This window comes from Methylobacterium sp. CCH7-A2, from assembly GCF_001557075.1.
Classification (GTDB): domain Bacteria; phylum Pseudomonadota; class Alphaproteobacteria; order Rhizobiales; family Beijerinckiaceae; genus Allobosea; species Allobosea massiliensis.
Map to the genome: position 1 here is coordinate 1 of NZ_LSKN01000062.1, position 16,241 is coordinate 16,241.

Below are 16,241 nucleotides of genomic sequence, written 5' to 3' on the forward strand. Positions count from 1 at the left end.
TCGTCAGTTCAAATCTGGCCCCCGCAACCAAAATCAAACGATCAAAACGCCCGCACGCTGAAAAGCGGCGGGCGTTTGCGTTCAGATGGGCCTCATGCCAGGTGGGGCTGTGTAAGACTCGTGCCGCTGCTGACACAGCCTGGCGCACAGCGCCTTCGGACCAGGTCGAACGCCTGCTAGGGTCGGAGACAGTGCTGGGCCGGCTTCACAGCCGCGCTCGCATCGGACCGAGACCTTGCCACGCTGGAGATGACGATGACCAAGCCGCAGGGCACGATCCGGGTCGGTATCGGCGGCTGGGTGTTCGAACCCTGGCGCGGCACATTCTATCCCGAGGGCCTGCCGCAGAAGCGGGAGCTCGAGCACGCGGCCGCGCATCTGGGCACGATCGAAATCAACGGCACCTATTACGGCTCGCAGAAGCCTGAGAGTTTTGCCCGCTGGCGGGCGGAGACGCCGGACGGCTTCGTCTTTGCCGTCAAAGGTTCGCGCTACATCACCAATCGCCGGGTGCTGGCGGAAGCGGGCGCGTCGATCGAGAAGTTCTTCGGCAGCGGCGTGACGGAGCTGAAGGAAAAGCTCGGGCCCATCAACTGGCAGTTCATGCCGACCAAGGCCTTCGACCCGGCTGATTTCGAGGCCTTCCTGAAGCTTCTGCCGCACAACGTCGACGGCCTCGCGATCCGCCATGCCGTCGAGGTCCGCCATGACAGCTTTCGTACACCGGACTTCATCGCTCTCCTGCGGGAGTATGGCGTGGCGGCGATCACCGCGGCGGATTCGGATTATCCGCAGATCGCCGATGCGACGGCGCCCTTCGTTTGTGCCCGGATCATGGGAACGCGCGAGGAGGAGCCGGAGGGCTATCCGGACGCCGATCTCGACCGATGGGTGCAGCGTGCGCGGCAATGGTCGAAGGGAGAGGCTCCCGGCGATCTGGAGTGCGTCGCCACGGAGCCAGCGCCGACCGTGGCGCGCGACGTCTTTCTCTACGTGATCAGCGGCGCCAAAATCCGCAATCCCGCCGCTGCCATGGCGCTGACGGGCCGGTTGGCGGATTCCGGCTGAGGTCCGTCAGCCGTCCGAGGCGACGACATCCTGGCAAACATCGACCCAGTCCGCGCCGGTCAGCGCTGCGATGCGATCGGGCGCGATCCGCACCGCGCTGTGCGTCGAACCGGCGGCGGGCACGACCTCTTCGAAGGCCTTCAGCGAGATGTCGCAATAGACCGGCAGCGGCGTCGCGAGCCCGAAAGGGCAGACGCCGCCGACGGGATGGCCGGTCAGCGCCTCGACCTCGGCCAGATCGAGCATGCGCGGCTTGGCGCCGAACGCCGCCTTGGCCTTGCGGTTGTCGAGCCGGGCATCGCCGCGCGCCACCACCAGGACGACGCGCTCGCCGACCCGCAGCGACAGCGTCTTGGCGATCCGTGCGGGCTCCACGCCATGGGCGGCGGCGGCCAGCTGGACCGTCGCGCTGCTCTCGGGCGTGACGATGACCGGGATGTCGGGGGCATGGGCGGCGAAGAAGGCGCGGACGGAATCGAGGCTCATCGCATCACCTGAACTTCAGGAAGAGCAGGATCGCGAACGCTGCCGGCAGGCCGAAGACCAGCGAGAAGAACGGCATCTCCTGCAGCAGCGTGTAGCCGGCGCGGTTGACGCCGACCCAGAGATTGACCAGCGCAGCCACGAGCCAGAGCGGCAGGAAGAGCTTGACGGCGAAGCCGGTCGGATCGCCGCCGCCGAGCTTCAGCCGGCGCGCCAGGAAATGCAGCGCGCCGAGCAGGGCGAAACCGGCGGCGATGAGTTTCAGCGTGTGCATCCGGCAGCCCTCCCTGCGCGGTTGGGCTCAGTGGCGAAAATGGCGATGGCCGGTGAAGACCATGGCGAGTCCGGCCTCGTCGGCGGCCTTGATCACCTCGTCGTCGCGCATCGAGCCGCCGGGCTGGATCACGGCCGTCGCACCGGCCTCGGCCGCGGCCAGCAGGCCGTCGGCGAAGGGGAAGAAGGCGTCGGAGGCGACGACCGAGCCCTTCGCGAGCGTCTCCGGCAAGCCAGCGGCCTTGGCGGCTTCGGCCGCCTTCCACGCGGCGATGCGCGAGGAATCGACACGGCTCATCTGGCCGGCACCGATGCCGACGGTGGCGCCGTCCTTCACATAGACGATGGCGTTCGACTTGACGTGCTTGGCGACGCGGAAGGCGAAGCGCAGATCGGCCAGCTCCCGCTCGCTCGGCTGGCGCTTGGTCACGACCTTCAGTTCCATGTCGTCGACCACGGCGTTGTCGCGCGCCTGGGCGAGGAAGCCGCCCGAGACGGTGCGCAGCGAGAGGCCGGGCGCGCGCACATCCGGCAGGCCGCCGGTGAGCAGGAGGCGCAGGTTCTTCTTGGCGGCGATCAGGGCGATCGCATCCTCGTCCGCCTCGGGCGCGATGATCACCTCGGTGAAGATCTCGACGATTTTCCGCGCGGCCTCGGCGTCGAGCCGGCGGTTGAGCGCGACGATGCCGCCGAAGGCCGAGACCGGGTCGCAGGCCAGCGCGCGCTCATAGGCGGCGAGCAGCGAGGGGCCCGTGGCGACGCCGCAAGGGTTGGCGTGCTTGACGATGACGCAGGCGGCCGCCGTCGCGGGGTCGAACTCGGCGACGCATTCGAAGGCGGCGTCGGTGTCGTTGATGTTGTTGAAGGAGAGCTGCTTGCCCTGGGCCTGGCGGGCCGTGGCGACGCCGGGCCGGGTACCGGGCGTCCGGTAGAAGGCCGCCCATTGATGCGGGTTCTCACCATAGCGCATCGTCTCGGCGAGCTGGCCGCCGAGCGCGCGATAGGCCGGGGCGGTGTCGCCCAGCTCATTGGCGAACCAGTTCGAGATCGCGGCGTCATAGGCCGCCGTGCGGGCATAGGCCTTCTGCGCGAGCCGGCGGCGCAGCGTCAGCGTGGTCGCGCCCTTCTGCGCCTCGAGATCGGCGAGGACCGCTGCGTAATCCGAGGGTTCGACGACGACGGCGACGTCGTGATGGTTCTTCGCGGCGGCGCGGATCATCGCGGGGCCGCCGATATCGATGTTCTCGATGCAGTCGTCATAGGGCTTGCCGGCCGCGACCGTCGCCTCGAAGGGGTAGAGATTGACGACGAGCAGGTCGATCGGCGCGATGCCGTGGCCGAGCATCGAGGCCTGATGCTCGGGGTGGGAGCGGATCGCGAGCAGACCGCCATGAACCTTCGGGTGAAGCGTCTTGACGCGCCCGTCCATCATCTCCGGGAAGCCGGTGAGGTCCGACACGTCGGAGACGGGCAGGCCGGCCTCGGCCAGCGCCTTCGCCGTGCCGCCCGTCGAGACGAGGGCGATGCCCAGCCGGTTCAGGGCGCGCGCGAACTCGACCAGCCCGGTCTTGTCGGAGACGGAAAGGAGGGCGCGTTCGACGCGGCGGAGCTCGGTCGGCATCGGAAAGGGTCCAGCACAGGAGACGGTCGGGCGCGAGCTATCATGCTGCGGCGCGCAAAGCAAAGTGAGCCGACCGTTCAGGGTTCCGCGGGCGATTCCGGCGGGGTCTCCTCCGGTGGTGGAGGGCGGAAGCGCGCGGATGCGGGGCCGGCCGCGCCGACGCGGCTGAAGCGCCAGGCGATCCGGGGCGTCGCCACAGCATCGAAGGTGGCGCTGATCTGCTCGGTTCGTCGCCGGCCGTCGGCCGCGGCCAGGAAGATGCTTTCCTCGACCGAAAGCGGCAGTCCCTGCGCCTCGAAGGACCAGACCTCGCCATTCGGCAGAGCCAGCATCACGGCCTCGCCATCGCGCACGAGACTCGCCCTGACCGCCGGGTGGAGGTGGAAACGCGCCACCGCCGGCATGTTGGGCGGCGGCTCGCTCAGCGTGACCTCGTCTTCTCCCGACAGCGCGGCGCCGTCGCGCGCGAGCAGAATGCGGCGGGTGTGCACGGCGCCGAGGCCGCGGCGATAGCCATCATGGCTGCCGACCCATTCGGGGCCGGTTTCCGTGTCCTGCCGCGCGACGCGCACATCGGCGGGGCCGGCGATGACTCGCATCTCGCCCAGCACGCGGCCGAAGGTGGCGCTCGAGCGATCGGCGAGGGTCAGCGTGGAATGGGCGGCCGTGCTGCGCGCCGCCTGGCGCAGCTCGGCCGAGCCGTAGCGGCTGGTTCCGCAATTGACGACGATGCGCTGGGCGCCGCTCGAGAACTCGAAGGAGAGGCAGCCGGCATGGGCCTCGACGGAATAGGCGCCCCGTGGCGCAGCGCCGGCCTCGATCACGACGAGGGCGCGCTCCCCGGTCAGGCGGCTGTAGCCGGAATAGCCGGCCTGCTCGATCGGCCGCGCCCGGGCGTCGTCATAGGCTGCCAGTGTCGCCATCAGGTCCGGCGGCGTCGTACCCATGCCGTTGAACAGGGCCAGCGCCCCGTCGCCGTGCCGGAACAGGCGCAAATGCGGCATCATCCGCTCGATCGCCATCAGCATGCCGCGTGGCGGCTCGATGCCGCGCGCCATGAAGGTCTCGCGCAAGGGCAGAAGATCGAGAAGCAGTTCGATCAGAACGCGCGGATTGCGGCTGAGATGGCCGCCATCCGGCAGGATCTGATGGTCGAGTTCGTCGGACAGTAGGTGATCGAGGCGGCGCCGGCGGCCGTCCTGTCCGTCGAGGCAGATGGCCGCGAAGCTCACCGCGATCAGGCAGTTGAGGCGTGCGCCGCCCTCCACCGCTCCGGCCAGCTCCAAATGCAGGCGGTCGGCCAGGCGCCAGACATGGCGCAGGAAGCGGTCGTAGAAGACATGGTCGGCACCCTCCAGCAGCAGGGGCGAATGCGAGAGCAGCGAGATCAGCCGGCGTGCCGCCACGGCCGGGCGGCGCGCGATCTCGCCGCGCTCGCGCTTGCGGGCGATGAAGTCCTCGACGAGCGCCCGGGCATTGGCGCGGGCGAGCGCCGTATTGGCGGCGTGCATGTGGCGCAGCCAGCCGAAGCCGAACAGCGCCTCGGCCCAGGCCTCGCTCGGCGGCGCGCTGTCGAAGGGGGATTCGCCATGGGTGCGCAGGGTGCGGCCGGCGAAGGCGTAGTAGCCGGCGTAGATGTCGGCCGCTGTGGTCGGATCTGCGGTCCGCAGATCATGGGGCGCGAAGAGGAGGCGCGTCGCGGCGGATCGCCCGAACGGCCAGAGCCGGCGCGCGATGCCGAAGAGCTGACCACGGGTTCGCCGGGCCGCCCGTCCGATCGCGGCCTGCGCCAAACCCCTGCGCTCAGACCAGCCGTTCAATGCCCCGATATGCCCCGTACTCACGACCCAAGGCGTCGATCGCCCGTCCGATTCCCCAGGCTGTCATAGCCTGATCAGGCGGGTTGCGTAAAATCCGCTCCATCCCGAGAGACGTGGCGTCTCGTTGCGGAGCTGCTGCGGCAGGGTCCGCATGTCGCCATTGCGGTCGATCGCCTCGGTGAGGCCGCCGATTTCCGCGGGCTCGACGGGCTTGCGGACGAAATCGGCATGGGCCTTCAGGAAGGCCTCGATCTGCGCCTCGCCTTCCTGCGGCTCGAGCGAGCAGGTGCAATAGACCAGCCGGCCACCCGGCTTCGTCAGACGCGCCGCGGCTTCGAGCAGCCGTGCCTGCAGCGCGACGAGCTTGTCGCGATCCTCGGGCGATTTCGTCCAGGCGACGTCGGGGTGGCGGCGGATCGTGCCGGTGGCGCTGCAGGGGGCGTCGAGCAGCACGGCGTCGAAGGGCTCGGCCTGCCATTGAGCGGCATCGGCGGTGACGATCTCGGCCGTGAGGGCAAGCCGCTCCAGATTGGCGCGGAGCCGGCGCAGGCGCGGTCCTGAACGATCGACGGCCGTGACCTGCGCGCCCATCGCCGCGAGCTGCGCGGTCTTGCCGCCGGGCGCGGCGCAGAGATCGACGATGCGCTCGCCCGGCTTCGGCGCGAGCAGGCGCACGGGCAGCGCCGCGGCGGCGTCCTGCACCCACCAGGCGCCGTCGTCGAAGCCGGGCAGGCCGGTGATGCCGCCGCGCTCGCGCAGGCGGATCGAGCCCGTCGGCAGCAGGAGGCCGTCCAGCTTCTCCGCCCAGCCCTCGGGATCGGATTTCACCGAGATGTCGAGCGGCGGCTCGTCGCGATGGCTCTCGGCGATGGCGGCGGCGACATTCTCGCCATAGCTCTCCATCCAGCTCTCGGCGAGCCATTCCGGCGTGTCGAGGAAGGGGTCGACCGCCTCGGCGAGGATGGCCTCGCGTTCACGGGCCAGCCGCCGCAGCAGCGCATTGCCGAGCGAGACATAGCGCGAAGAGCGCGCATCTTCGTGGAGCTGGCGGATCGCCAGATCGACGGCGGCATGGTCCGGCACGTCGAGGAACAGAATCTGCGCGGCGGCCGCGACCATGATCGGCTCAAAGGGCCCGGAATTGCGCGGGCTGCCGCGCTCCAGACGCGCGTTGATCGCCTCCTGGATCGTGCCCAGGCGCCGGAAGGCGGTGATTGCGATGGCGCGCGCCAGGGCGCTGTCGGCGGCGTCGAGCCCGTAGGACGGCGCCAGCCGCTCATGGGTGTCGTCGAGCGAGAGCTTCGCCCGCAGCACCTCGTCGATCACGGCCGCGGCGAGCTTGCGAGCCGGCAGGCCCGGCGCCGTTCCGCTGTTGCCGTCCTCTGTCGGTCCTGCTTCGGTGTGGAGAGCGTCCGCCTTGCGTCCCTTCGCCACCGGATCAGCCCCAGGGACCCGGCGCCCGGCCGGACCCGCCGCTCCAGGGGCTCTGGATCGCCTGGCTCATGAAGCCGCCGCCGCTGCGGCCGACGCCCATGGCGCGGGCCTGCTCCATCAGCGCGGCGATGCGGTTGCCGGTATCGGGGTGGGTCGAGAACAGGGAATCCATGCCGCCAGCCGTGAGGGGATTGATGATGAACATGTGCGCCGTAGCAGGCTTCGCCTCCGCCGTCTCGTTCGGCGTGTGCGCGACGCCGCCGGCGATCTTGGCCAGGGCATTGGCGAGCCAGACCGGATTGCCGCAGATCTCCCCGCCCAGCTTGTCGGCCTCGTATTCGCGCGAGCGCGAGATCGCCATCTGGATGATCATCGCGGCCATCGGCGCCAGGATCGAGAGCAGGATCTGGACGATGAGGTTGGGCCGGTTCTCGCGCGAGCCGAACATCATGCCGAAGGTCACGAGCGAGGAGATCGCGCCCGCCATGGTGGCGGTGATCGTCATCGTCAGCGTGTCGTGGTTCTTGATGTGGGCCAGCTCATGCGCCATCACGCCCGCCAGCTCCTCATAGCTCAGAGTGCGCAGGATGCCGGTGGTGGCCGCAACCGCCGCATTCTCCGGGTTGCGGCCGGTGGCGAAAGCGTTGGGCTGGTCCTCGTCGATCAGGTAGACGCGCGGCATCGGCATGTTGGCCCTCGCCGCGAGGTCGCGCACCATGCCGTACAGCTCCGGCGCGCTCCGCTCGTCGACCTCATGGGCGTTGTGGGCGGCGAGCGCCAGCCGGTCCGAGTTCCAGTAGCTGAACAGGTTGGTGACGGCGGCGAAGCCGAGCGCCATCAGCATGCCGCCGCCGCCGCCGAGCAGATAGCCGACCGCGCCGAAGAGCGCGGTGAGACCGGCCATCAGCATGCCGGTGCGGACATAGTTCATCGTCATCCCCTTGCTTCGCGGCCCGGCTCGCGGCGACATGCCTCTCCCCGGATGCGGTTCAGGCCCTTATGTGGTGAAGCGGACGGCGATCCTGCAAGGACTTTGCGAGAGACCGAGGCGATGAGCGAGCCCCATGACGTGACCCCCGCCCCGGCGGATGGCGCGCAGACCGCACCGAAGACCCTGTCGCCGGCGGCGCAGCGCGCGCTGGCCGAGGCGCAGGCCAGACGGGCCGAGATCGATGCGCGCGCGGCCGATGTCGCCAGCCGCAAGGAGATCGACGGGCGCGGCGGGCTCGAGCCGGTGCGCTACAATGACTGGGAGGTGAAGGGCCTGACCAGCGACTTCTGATCGCTCTCGCCTCCGCGGCTCCACTCCGCTTGACTTGTATTGGATTTGTATCTTTCATGGTGGCTCCTCAGCCGGGGCCGCCGCGTGATCCGCTATCAGGACATCGCCCGAAGTCTGGAACGCGGCCTCGCGGCGGGCGGCGACACGTCCCGCGCGATCCCCTCCGAGCATGAGCTCTGCGAGCGCTACGGCGCCAGCCGCACCACCATCCGCGCGGCGCTGAAGCAGCTGCAGGATCAGGGCCTGATCGAGCGCCGGCAGGGGCGGGGCACCTTCTACCGTCCGCGGCACATCGCCAAGAATCTCGGCAGCATCGTCGATTTTCACACCGAGGCGCGGATGGCGGGGCGCGTGCCGACCACGCGCGTGATCGCGCTCGTCGCGCGGCCCGCCGCCGCGGAGGAAGCGGCGCTGTTCGGGCCGGCCGCGGCCGACGGCCTCGTCGAACTGACCCGCCTGCGCTGCCTCGACGATCAACCGGCGGTTCTGCAGCGTTCGCGCGTCGGGCTCGTGACGCTGGGTGAAACCACGGCCGCCGATCTCGAGAATGCCTCGCTCTATCGCTATCTCGCCGAATGCCGCGGCGTGCAGGTCGCTACCGTCGAGGAAACCCTGGAGCCTTGGTCCGTCAGCGCCGAGGAGGCCGAGCCGCTGGCGATCGCGCCGGGCACGGCGGTGTTCCGTTCCCAGCGCGTGGCGCGGGACGCGACCGGTGCGGTGGTCGAGGTCAGCGACAACCTGATCCGCGGCGACATCTACCGCTTCACGATCCATCGCGACGTCACGGACTCGGCCCCGGGAGCCACCGTATGAGCGTCGTCCTCGCCTGCGATCTCGGCGGCACCAGCTTCCGCGCCGCGCTGATCGACGAGACCGGCGTGACCCGCGCGCAGGCGATGATCCTCGGCCCGACCGCGATCGACCGCATGGGCTGGTCGGAGATCGACGCGACCGCCTGGTGGCGCATCCTCGTCGAGGCGGCCGGACAGCTCGCCGAGGCCGAGCCCGCCTTGTTCGACGCAATCGAGGCCGTCGCGATCTGCGGTGTCACCCGCACGCAGGTCTTCCTCGGTCGCGACGGGCGCCAGCTGCGCCCGGCCATGACCTGGAAGGATACGCGCTCGGAGGCTGCCGCGGGGCGGTTGCGCGCGCGGCTGGGCGAGCACCCCGAGGCGCAGCGCATCAACGCCTTCCATCCGCTGGCGCGCCTCGCCTGGCTGCGGGAGGAGGAAGAGGCCTGCTTCCGCGCGCTCGCCTGCGTGCTCGAGCCCAAGGACTATCTGAACGCCCGCCTCACCGGCCGCCAAGCCGGCGACCCCGTCTCGATGGCGCGGCTGCTGGCCTCCCGCGAAGCCGTCGACGGCGTCGATCCCTTCGCCGCGATCGGGCTTGCCGCCGGCATCCTGCCGCCCATGCTGGAGCCCTGCGAGACGGTCGGGCCGGTGCAGCCGGGCCTGCCCGCGCCGCTCGATCGGTTGGCCGGCGTACCCGTGTTCTGTTCGTCGAGCGACACCTGGGTCGCGGTGGCGGGCCTCGGCGCGCTGCGGCCGGGCTATGCCTACAATATTTCGGGCACCACGGAGGTGCTGGGCGCCGTCGGTCTGGAGCCGGTCGAGGCCGAGGGCCTGCTGACGGTCGACTGGCGCGGCCTCTGGCAGATCGGCGGGCCGAGCCAGAACGGGGCCGACACGGTGTCCTGGCTGCTTTCGCTGTTGGCGCGGGAAGGCGCTGACCAGGGCTCGACCGGCCAGCGCATCGACGCGCTGCTGACCGGGCGCCGGCATCCGCAGCCGCTCATCTTCCTGCCCTATCTCCAGGGCGAGCGCGTGCCCTACTGGAATCCCGCCCTGCGCGGGGCGATCCTCGGGCTCGGCCGCCAGCATGGCGCGACCGACCTCGCCTATGCGGTGCTGGAGGGCGTCGCCTTCCTGAACCGGATCGTGCTGGAGCGGGCCGAGGCCGCGCTGGGGGCGCCCGTCGGCGAAATCCGTTTCGGTGGCGGCGCGGCGGCCAATCCGGTCTGGAGCCAGATCAAGGCGGATATCTGCGGGCGGCCCGTGGTGGTCGGTGCTTCGAAAGAGCCGGGCCTGCTCGGTGCCGCGATCGTCGCCTGGACCGGGCTCGGGCGCTTCACCTCGCTGGCGGAGGCCCAGGAGGCGCTGGTGCGGCCGGCGCGACGCTTCACGCCGGAACCGGAGCGGAGACCGGCCTATGACGCGCTGTTTTCGCTCTACCGGCGCAGCGAAGCGGCGCTCGCCCCCCTCTCCGCCGACCTCGCCACGCTCTCGCGCAGCGCCGGCGCCCTGCCCGGCATCCACGCCGCGCCCCTGACCGCCAGCAAGGACTGACCGCCCATGAAGACCCTCGTCCAGACCGATTTCGGCCGCGACCATCTCCTCATCGGCTGCGTCCACACGCTCGCCCTGCCGGGAACGCCGCTCTACGACCGTGCCGGCGGCATGCGGAAGATCGTGAAGCAGGCGAAGGAGGAGGCGAAGATCCTCGAGGAGGCCGGCTTCCACGCGCTGCTCTACACCAATGAATCCGACATGCCCTATGAGGGCACCATGCCGATCGAGGTCGTCGCCGCGATGACCGAGGTGATCGCCGAATGCCAGGCGCAGACGACCTTGCCGCACGGCGTCAACATGCTGATCGACCCGCCGGCCTCGATCGCGGTCGCCCATGCGACGGGCGGGCGCTTCGTGCGCGCCTTCCTCACCGGCGGGCTCGTCGGCGACATTGGCATGATGACGCCGGACGGTGCGAGGGCGCTTCGCCTGCGCGCCAATCTCGGGGCCGAGAACATCCGCATCATCTGCAACGTCACGCCGGGCTTCTCGATCAACCTCGACAACCGCCCCGTCGAGCAGAAGGCCTCGGGCGCGGTCTTCATCGGGCTCGCCGACATCGTCTGCGTCGGTGGCCCGGCCGCCGGCAAGGAGGCCGACATCGCGGTGATCGAGAGCGTCGCCCGTCAGGTGCCCGATACGCCTGTCGCGGTCGGCACCGGCGTGGCGGAGGAGAACATCGCGCGGCTGGCCGAGGTCGCCGAGCTGTTCATCGTCGGCACCTCGATCAAATACGACCGTCAGACGCTGAACCCGGTCGAGCCGCGCCGCGCCCAGGCGCTGGTGCGCGCCTATGAAAACCGCAAGGCGGCCTGAAGCCATGGCGGGACCGGTCACCCTCGTCACGGGCGCTTCGGGCGGCATCGGCGGCGCACTCGCTGCGATGCTGGCGCAGCAGGGCCATCGTCTGGTGCTGTCGGGGCTCGACCAGAGCGGGCTCGACGCGCTGGCCCGGGACCTTGCCGCGCAGGGCGCCAGCGTCGCGACGCTGGCCGGCGATGTCCGCGAGCGGGATCTCGCCCAGGCCTGCGTCGATCTGGCGGTCGAGCGCTTCGGCCGGCTCGATCATCTCGTGACGGGGGCGGGCGCCTCGCGCCCCGTGCCGCTGGTCGAGATGGAGGATGACGAGTGGGACAGGCTCGTCGACATCAATCTCTCGGCCGTCTTTCGCATCTCGAAGGCGGCCGCGCGCCAGATGGTCGGCCAGGGCGAAGGCGGGTCCATCGTCCACATCTCCTCGATCGCCCATGCCAATGGCGGGGCCAATCTCGCCTATGGCTCGGCGAAGGGCGGCGTCGCGACCCTCACCTACGGCATGGCCCAGCAGCTCGGCCCGCATGGCATTCGCGTGAATGCGGTGGCGCCGGGGATCATCGATACGCCTATGGTGCGCGGCGGCTTCGCGCAGCAGTTCGATGCGCTGGTTGCCGGCGCCGCTGTGCGCACGCCGCTTGGACGTTTGGGACGACCCGAGGATGTCGCTGCCGTGATCGCCTTCCTGCTTTCGCCCTCGGCGGCCTTCGTGACCGGTGCGCTGATCCCGATCACCGGCGGCATCGAGATCCTCTCGCCGATCTCGACCATCGCGAAGGGGGCCTGAGGGCATGGCCGGGCTCGATGTTCGCGAGGTGATCGGGCGCTACGGCACGGCCATCGCCGGGCTCGTGCTGGTCGTCTTCTTCCTGCTCTTCGCGCCGAATTTCGCCAGCACGATGAACATCATCAATGTGCTGAAGGATACGAGCTTCCTCGCCATCCTGGCGCTGGGCTTCGCGCTCGCCTTCACGGTGGCGGAGCTCGACCTTTCGATCGCCGAGATGGCGAGCCTGGCGGCGGTGGTCTGCGGCTGGATGGTGCATTCGCAATATCCGCCAGCGGTCGCCTTCGGGGCCGCGCTCGCGATCGGCATCGTGCTCGGCAGCCTGAACGGCTATGGCGTCACGGTGCTGCGCATCCCCTCGCTGATCATGACTCTGGGGACAGCGGCCATCGCCAAGGGGCTGGCCTTCATGATCACCCAAGGCGTCGCTTTCACCGGGCGCTGGCCGGTGAGCTTCACCGGGCTGGCGCGCGGCTACAGCTTCGGCATCCCCAATCTCGTGCTCTGGATGACCGGCGCGACGCTCTTCGCCTGGGTCCTGGTGAAATGGACGCGCACCGGCGCGCATATGGTCGCGACCGGCGAGGCGGACGAGGCGGCGCGGCTCGCCGGCATCGCCACGGCGCGGATGAAGCGCATCGGCCTGCTGCTGGCGGGCGTCTTCGCCGGGCTGATGGCGGCGCTGCTGGCCGCGAACCTGTCCTCGGCGGCGCCCAACATGGCGGGCGACTATCTGCTCTACGCCATCGCCGCCGTGCTGCTCGGCATGACCATGTTCGAGCCCGGCAAGCCCAACATCGCCGGCACGGTGTTCGCGGCGCTGGTGCTGAAGGTGCTCGGCAACGGCTTGGTCCTGCTCGGCGCGCCCTATTACATCCAGGACATCGTGCTCGGCGTCATTATCATCGGCTCGGTCGCGTTCTCGGCCAGCGCGATGAAGAAGGCGGCCTTCAAGGTCTGAGAACCACCACAAGAACGAGGGGAGAGGTCACATGTTCGGATTGAGGAAGATGCTGCTGGCGGCGGCCGCGATGGTCGCGCTGGGTTCGCAGGCGCAGGCCTTCGAGGTCGGGATCATCGGCTTCCAGTTCTCGTCGGAGACGCATGCCCGCGTCGCAAACGCCGCCGCCGCCGCCGCCAAGGCGAAAGGCTGGGGCGTGACACTGCTGAACTCGGAGGGCGCGCTGCCCAAGCATGCCGAGCAGTTCGACGCGCTGATCGCCAAGAAGGTCGACGCCATCATCATCGCCATGGGCAAGCCGGTCGAGGCCGACGCCCAGTTCAAGGCGGCCAAGGACGCGAAGATCCCCGTCGTCACCGTGCAGTCGGGGTCGAGCCCGCATGCGCTCTTCGACATCCAGACCAACGAGTACAAGGTCGGCGCGGATGCCGCGCTCTACCTGCTCGGTCAGCTCGGCTACCAGGGCAACATCGTCACCGCCCGCTTCGACCTCAACGTCGCCTCGCGCATCCGCGGCCGCATCCTCGATGCGGTGCTGGCCGAGAACCAGGCGGTGAAGGAACTCGGCAAGTTCTCGATGGCGCGCACCCAGAGCTGGCGCGACGACGTCCGGGCCGGCATGCAGGCGCTGCTGCTGCAGAACCAGGGCAAGATCAACGGCATCTGGGCCTCCTTCGACGGGCAGGCCTACATCATCGATGATCTGCTGCAGGCGCAGGGCGTCAAGAAGGGCCAGATCCCGCTCGTCTCGGTCGATGGCGGCAAGGAAACCTATGCCCGCATCGCCGACCCCGCCTCGACCTTCCTCGCGACCGTCGCCATTCCCTTCGAGGCGATGGGCAAGCAGGCGGTCGACGCGATCCAGACCATCGTCGTCGAGAAGAAGCCGAAGGAGACCGTCACCAGCGGGCCCTATCTCTTCACGGACGCCGTGCTGGTCGACAAGACGAACGTGCAGCAGTTCCTGAAGTGAAGCCCTGCGCGTCATGCTCGGGCGAAGACCCGAGCATCTCGGAAACCAGCGCCTTCCCGGCATGAGATTCTCGGGTCGGAGCTTCGCTCCGCCCGAGAATGACGCCGCGTGGCCCCGTAGCCGGACGGACAGAGCATGACCGATCCCACCCCCCTTCTCTCGCTGCGCGGCATCGGCAAAGCCTACGGCCCGGTCGTCGCCGTGCGCGAGGTCGATCTCGATATCTTTCCCGGCGAGGTCGTCGCGATCTGCGGCGATAACGGCGCCGGCAAGTCGAGCCTGATCAAGGTGATTTCGGGCGCCGAAGAGCCGAGTTCGGGGTCGATCAGCATGCGCGGCCAGCCGGTGGCCTTCGGCTCGCCGCATGACGCGCTGGAGCATGGCGTCGCCACGATCTACCAGGATCTGGCGCTCGCGCCGCGGCTCTCCATCGCCCAGAACGTGTTCATGGGCTCGGAGCTGACCCGGCCCCTGCTGCTGCCCTTCCTGCGCGTGCTCGACAAGAAGCGCATGATCGCCGAATCGCAGCGCTATCTCTCGCAGCTGTCGGCGGCGGTGACGGACATGACCCGCCCCGTGGAGCGGCTCTCCGGCGGCCAGCGCCAGGCGGTCGCGATCTCGCGCGCCCTGCGCTGGAATGCCGAGATCATCATCATGGACGAGCCGACGGCGGCGCTCGGCGTCAAGGAAAGCGCGCTGGTGCTCGACCTGATCCGCAAGCTCAAGGCCGACGGGCGCACCGTCATCCTGATCAGCCACAACATGCGCGACGTGGTGGCACTCGCCGACCGGGTGGTGATCATGGGCGCGGGCCGCAAATATGTCGACCAACCCATCGGCGATCTCAAGGCTGACGACATCGCCCATCTGATCATGGCCGGCAACGCGAAGGCGGCGTGAGCCGATGCGCGAAGCCGTCCTCATCGACACGGACCCCGGCCAGGACGACGCCGTCGCGCTGCTGCTCGCCTTCGCGTCGCGCGACCGGCTCGATCTGCGCGCCATCACCACGGTCGCCGGCAATGTCCCGGTGGCGCAGACCACCGCCAACGCCCTGCGCATCCGCGATCTCGCCGGGGCGGAGGCGGCGGCCGTCCCCGTCCATGCCGGCACTGAGGGGCCGCTGCTGTTCCCTCTGGAGACGGCGGAATTCGTCTGCGGGCCGGATGGGCTCGCCGGGGCCGACCTGCCTCCGCCGGCGCGCGAAGCCAGCCCCGGTCACGCCGTCGAGGCGATCATCGCGCTCTGCCGCGCCGCGCCCGCAGACGGCATCACGCTCTGCCCGCTCGGGCCGCTGACCAATCTGGCGCTCGCGGTCCGGCTGGCGCCGGACATCCTGCCCAAGGTGAAGCGTATCGTGCTGATGGGCGGGGCGTTGGGGCTCGGCAACATGACGCCGGCGGCCGAGTTCAACGTTCATGTGGATCCTCACGCCGCTGCGATCGTCTTCGGTTGCGGCCGGCCGATCGTGATGATGGGGCTCGGCGTCACGCTGCAGGCGATCGCCAGCCATGAGCAGGTCGCGCGGATCGGCGCGCTCGGCACGGCAACAGGCAGGGCGATCCACGGCATGCTGACTCGCCCGCGCCCGGGCGGGCTCGGCACGGCCGGGCATCCGATGCACGACCCCTGCGTCATCGCCTTCCTGCTCTGGCCGGAGCTGTTCGCGGGGCGCGATTGTTTCGTCGAGATCGAGACCGGCGCAGGCTCCCTGCGCGGCCGCACGACGATCGACTGGAACGGCCGGCTGAAGCGCGAAACCAATGCCCATGTCGTCGCGACCGTCGAGGCGACGACGCTGTTCGAGCGGATGATCGAACGCCTGGCCACTTTGCCCTGAGAGAACCGAGATGCCCCATCTGGTCGAGGAATTGCGCGCCGAGGCGGAGGCCGCCATCGCCGCGATGCGCGAGGCAGCGCTGGCCGCCCGCCATCTCCACGCGCGGGCCGAGTTGATGCGCCACATGCTGACGACGGCGCGCAAGGTGAAGGACAGGCCCAAGGCGGACGCCGTCGAGACCGTGGTGCGCGAATGGATGGACGCCTGGAATCTCGACCGGCACGACTGGCCGCAGCTGGCGCAGGAGATGGAGGCCTTCACCGCCGCCTTCCACGACTATGCCAACGCGCCCTCGGACACGCATGATGCGCGGCTGCGCGAGGCTTGCGCGGCGCTCGATGCGGCGCTGGCGAAGCAGGACAGCTCGATTTCGGAGCAGATGGCCTTCCGCTCGCAATGCGCTCATCGCTGGTGGGAGCTGGTGGCGCCGACGCCGGCCGATCTGCCCGGCGCCAAGCCGCGCCCCTCGATGCCGGAGCTGCGCCGCGATGCCCCGTTCTGGGAATCGGGCTGCGCCGATTTCTGCCGGTAGGGC

Annotated in this window: 17 protein-coding genes; 11 read left to right on the plus strand and 6 right to left on the minus strand. The window is 69.7% G+C overall.

Annotated features, from left to right (window positions below):
- Positions 1-255: 255 nt before the first annotated feature.
- Complete coding sequence (locus tag AX750_RS04195; RefSeq protein WP_066718619.1) at positions 256-1,068, plus strand: DUF72 domain-containing protein; 813 nt, start codon at positions 256-258, stop codon at positions 1,066-1,068.
- 6 nt (positions 1,069-1,074) lie between these two features.
- On the opposite strand, the gene AX750_RS04200 is transcribed toward AX750_RS04195, so the two are convergent.
- The 6 genes from AX750_RS04200 to htpX all read right to left on the minus strand — a co-directional run bounded on the left by AX750_RS04200 (position 1,075) and on the right by htpX (position 7,630).
- A complete protein-coding gene (locus tag AX750_RS04200) occupies positions 1,075-1,554 on the minus strand; it encodes a YbaK/EbsC family protein (RefSeq protein ID WP_066718540.1) in 480 nt (159 codons plus the stop codon).
- 4 nt (positions 1,555-1,558) lie between these two features.
- A complete protein-coding gene (locus AX750_RS04205) occupies positions 1,559-1,825 on the minus strand; it encodes a hypothetical protein (RefSeq protein ID WP_066718543.1) in 267 nt (88 codons plus the stop codon).
- A 27-nt stretch (positions 1,826-1,852) separates the two neighbouring features.
- Positions 1,853-3,445 (minus strand): bifunctional phosphoribosylaminoimidazolecarboxamide formyltransferase/IMP cyclohydrolase, encoded by a 1,593-nt coding sequence (purH, locus tag AX750_RS04210; protein ID WP_066718545.1) that lies wholly within the window; start codon positions 3,443-3,445, stop codon positions 1,853-1,855.
- 77 nt (positions 3,446-3,522) lie between these two features.
- Positions 3,523-5,265, minus strand: coding sequence for a heparinase II/III family protein (locus AX750_RS04215; protein ID WP_156446466.1), 1,743 nt, complete (start codon positions 5,263-5,265; stop codon positions 3,523-3,525).
- 63 nt (positions 5,266-5,328) lie between these two features.
- Positions 5,329-6,699 (minus strand): RsmB/NOP family class I SAM-dependent RNA methyltransferase, encoded by a 1,371-nt coding sequence (locus AX750_RS04220; RefSeq protein WP_082734944.1) that lies wholly within the window; start codon positions 6,697-6,699, stop codon positions 5,329-5,331.
- Between the two features lie 4 nt (positions 6,700-6,703).
- Complete coding sequence (htpX, locus tag AX750_RS04225) at positions 6,704-7,630, minus strand: zinc metalloprotease HtpX (protein ID WP_066718622.1); 927 nt, start codon at positions 7,628-7,630, stop codon at positions 6,704-6,706.
- A 120-nt stretch (positions 7,631-7,750) separates the two neighbouring features.
- Here htpX and AX750_RS04230 point away from each other — a divergent pair, with 120 nt between their 5' ends.
- From AX750_RS04230 to AX750_RS04275, 10 genes are all read left to right on the plus strand, one after another.
- Positions 7,751-7,981 carry a DUF1674 domain-containing protein gene (locus tag AX750_RS04230; protein ID WP_066718547.1) on the plus strand — a complete coding sequence of 77 codons (231 nt, stop codon included), beginning with the start codon at positions 7,751-7,753 and terminating at the stop codon, positions 7,979-7,981.
- Positions 7,982-8,065: 84 nt separating this feature from the next.
- Positions 8,066-8,794: a GntR family transcriptional regulator gene (locus AX750_RS04235; RefSeq protein WP_066718555.1), complete on the plus strand. Its 729-nt coding sequence runs from the start codon at positions 8,066-8,068 to the stop codon at positions 8,792-8,794.
- Positions 8,791-10,329, plus strand: a complete 1,539-nt coding sequence (locus AX750_RS04240; RefSeq protein WP_066718558.1) for an FGGY-family carbohydrate kinase — start codon at positions 8,791-8,793, stop codon at positions 10,327-10,329. The genes AX750_RS04235 and AX750_RS04240 overlap by 4 nt, the downstream gene beginning before the upstream one ends.
- Before the next feature lie 6 nt (positions 10,330-10,335).
- Positions 10,336-11,148 carry a BtpA/SgcQ family protein gene (locus AX750_RS04245; protein ID WP_066718563.1) on the plus strand — a complete coding sequence of 271 codons (813 nt, stop codon included), beginning with the start codon at positions 10,336-10,338 and terminating at the stop codon, positions 11,146-11,148.
- A gap of 4 nt (positions 11,149-11,152) precedes the next feature.
- Complete coding sequence (locus AX750_RS04250) at positions 11,153-11,932, plus strand: SDR family NAD(P)-dependent oxidoreductase (RefSeq protein WP_066718565.1); 780 nt, start codon at positions 11,153-11,155, stop codon at positions 11,930-11,932.
- A gap of 4 nt (positions 11,933-11,936) precedes the next feature.
- Positions 11,937-12,893, plus strand: a complete 957-nt coding sequence (locus AX750_RS04255) for an ABC transporter permease (RefSeq protein WP_066718566.1) — start codon at positions 11,937-11,939, stop codon at positions 12,891-12,893.
- A 31-nt stretch (positions 12,894-12,924) separates the two neighbouring features.
- Positions 12,925-13,866: a substrate-binding domain-containing protein gene (locus AX750_RS04260; protein WP_066718567.1), complete on the plus strand. Its 942-nt coding sequence runs from the start codon at positions 12,925-12,927 to the stop codon at positions 13,864-13,866.
- A gap of 135 nt (positions 13,867-14,001) precedes the next feature.
- On the plus strand, positions 14,002-14,766 hold the full coding sequence (locus AX750_RS04265) for an ATP-binding cassette domain-containing protein (protein ID WP_066718569.1): 765 nt from the start codon (positions 14,002-14,004) through the stop codon (positions 14,764-14,766).
- A 4-nt stretch (positions 14,767-14,770) separates the two neighbouring features.
- Complete coding sequence (locus AX750_RS04270) at positions 14,771-15,706, plus strand: nucleoside hydrolase (RefSeq protein ID WP_066718573.1); 936 nt, start codon at positions 14,771-14,773, stop codon at positions 15,704-15,706.
- Between the two features lie 10 nt (positions 15,707-15,716).
- Positions 15,717-16,238 (plus strand): hypothetical protein, encoded by a 522-nt coding sequence (locus tag AX750_RS04275; RefSeq protein WP_066718576.1) that lies wholly within the window; start codon positions 15,717-15,719, stop codon positions 16,236-16,238.
- Positions 16,239-16,241 lie beyond the last annotated feature (3 nt).

Excerpts from the sequence above, each read along its gene's own strand:
- AX750_RS04195 (WP_066718619.1), top strand. The coding sequence starts at position 256 with ATGACCAAGCCGCAGGGCACGATCCGGGTCGGTATCGGCGGCTGGGTG.
- AX750_RS04200 (WP_066718540.1), bottom strand. The coding sequence starts at position 1,554 with ATGAGCCTCGATTCCGTCCGCGCCTTCTTCGCCGCCCATGCCCCCGAC.
- AX750_RS04205 (WP_066718543.1), bottom strand. The coding sequence starts at position 1,825 with ATGCACACGCTGAAACTCATCGCCGCCGGTTTCGCCCTGCTCGGCGCG.
- purH (WP_066718545.1), bottom strand. The coding sequence starts at position 3,445 with ATGCCGACCGAGCTCCGCCGCGTCGAACGCGCCCTCCTTTCCGTCTCC.
- htpX (WP_066718622.1), bottom strand. The coding sequence starts at position 7,630 with ATGAACTATGTCCGCACCGGCATGCTGATGGCCGGTCTCACCGCGCTC.
- AX750_RS04230 (WP_066718547.1), top strand. The coding sequence starts at position 7,751 with ATGAGCGAGCCCCATGACGTGACCCCCGCCCCGGCGGATGGCGCGCAG.
- AX750_RS04240 (WP_066718558.1), top strand. The coding sequence starts at position 8,791 with ATGAGCGTCGTCCTCGCCTGCGATCTCGGCGGCACCAGCTTCCGCGCC.
- AX750_RS04245 (WP_066718563.1), top strand. The coding sequence starts at position 10,336 with ATGAAGACCCTCGTCCAGACCGATTTCGGCCGCGACCATCTCCTCATC.
- AX750_RS04250 (WP_066718565.1), top strand. The coding sequence starts at position 11,153 with ATGGCGGGACCGGTCACCCTCGTCACGGGCGCTTCGGGCGGCATCGGC.
- AX750_RS04255 (WP_066718566.1), top strand. The coding sequence starts at position 11,937 with ATGGCCGGGCTCGATGTTCGCGAGGTGATCGGGCGCTACGGCACGGCC.
- AX750_RS04260 (WP_066718567.1), top strand. The coding sequence starts at position 12,925 with ATGTTCGGATTGAGGAAGATGCTGCTGGCGGCGGCCGCGATGGTCGCG.
- AX750_RS04265 (WP_066718569.1), top strand. The coding sequence starts at position 14,002 with ATGACCGATCCCACCCCCCTTCTCTCGCTGCGCGGCATCGGCAAAGCC.
- AX750_RS04270 (WP_066718573.1), top strand. The coding sequence starts at position 14,771 with ATGCGCGAAGCCGTCCTCATCGACACGGACCCCGGCCAGGACGACGCC.
- AX750_RS04275 (WP_066718576.1), top strand. The coding sequence starts at position 15,717 with ATGCCCCATCTGGTCGAGGAATTGCGCGCCGAGGCGGAGGCCGCCATC.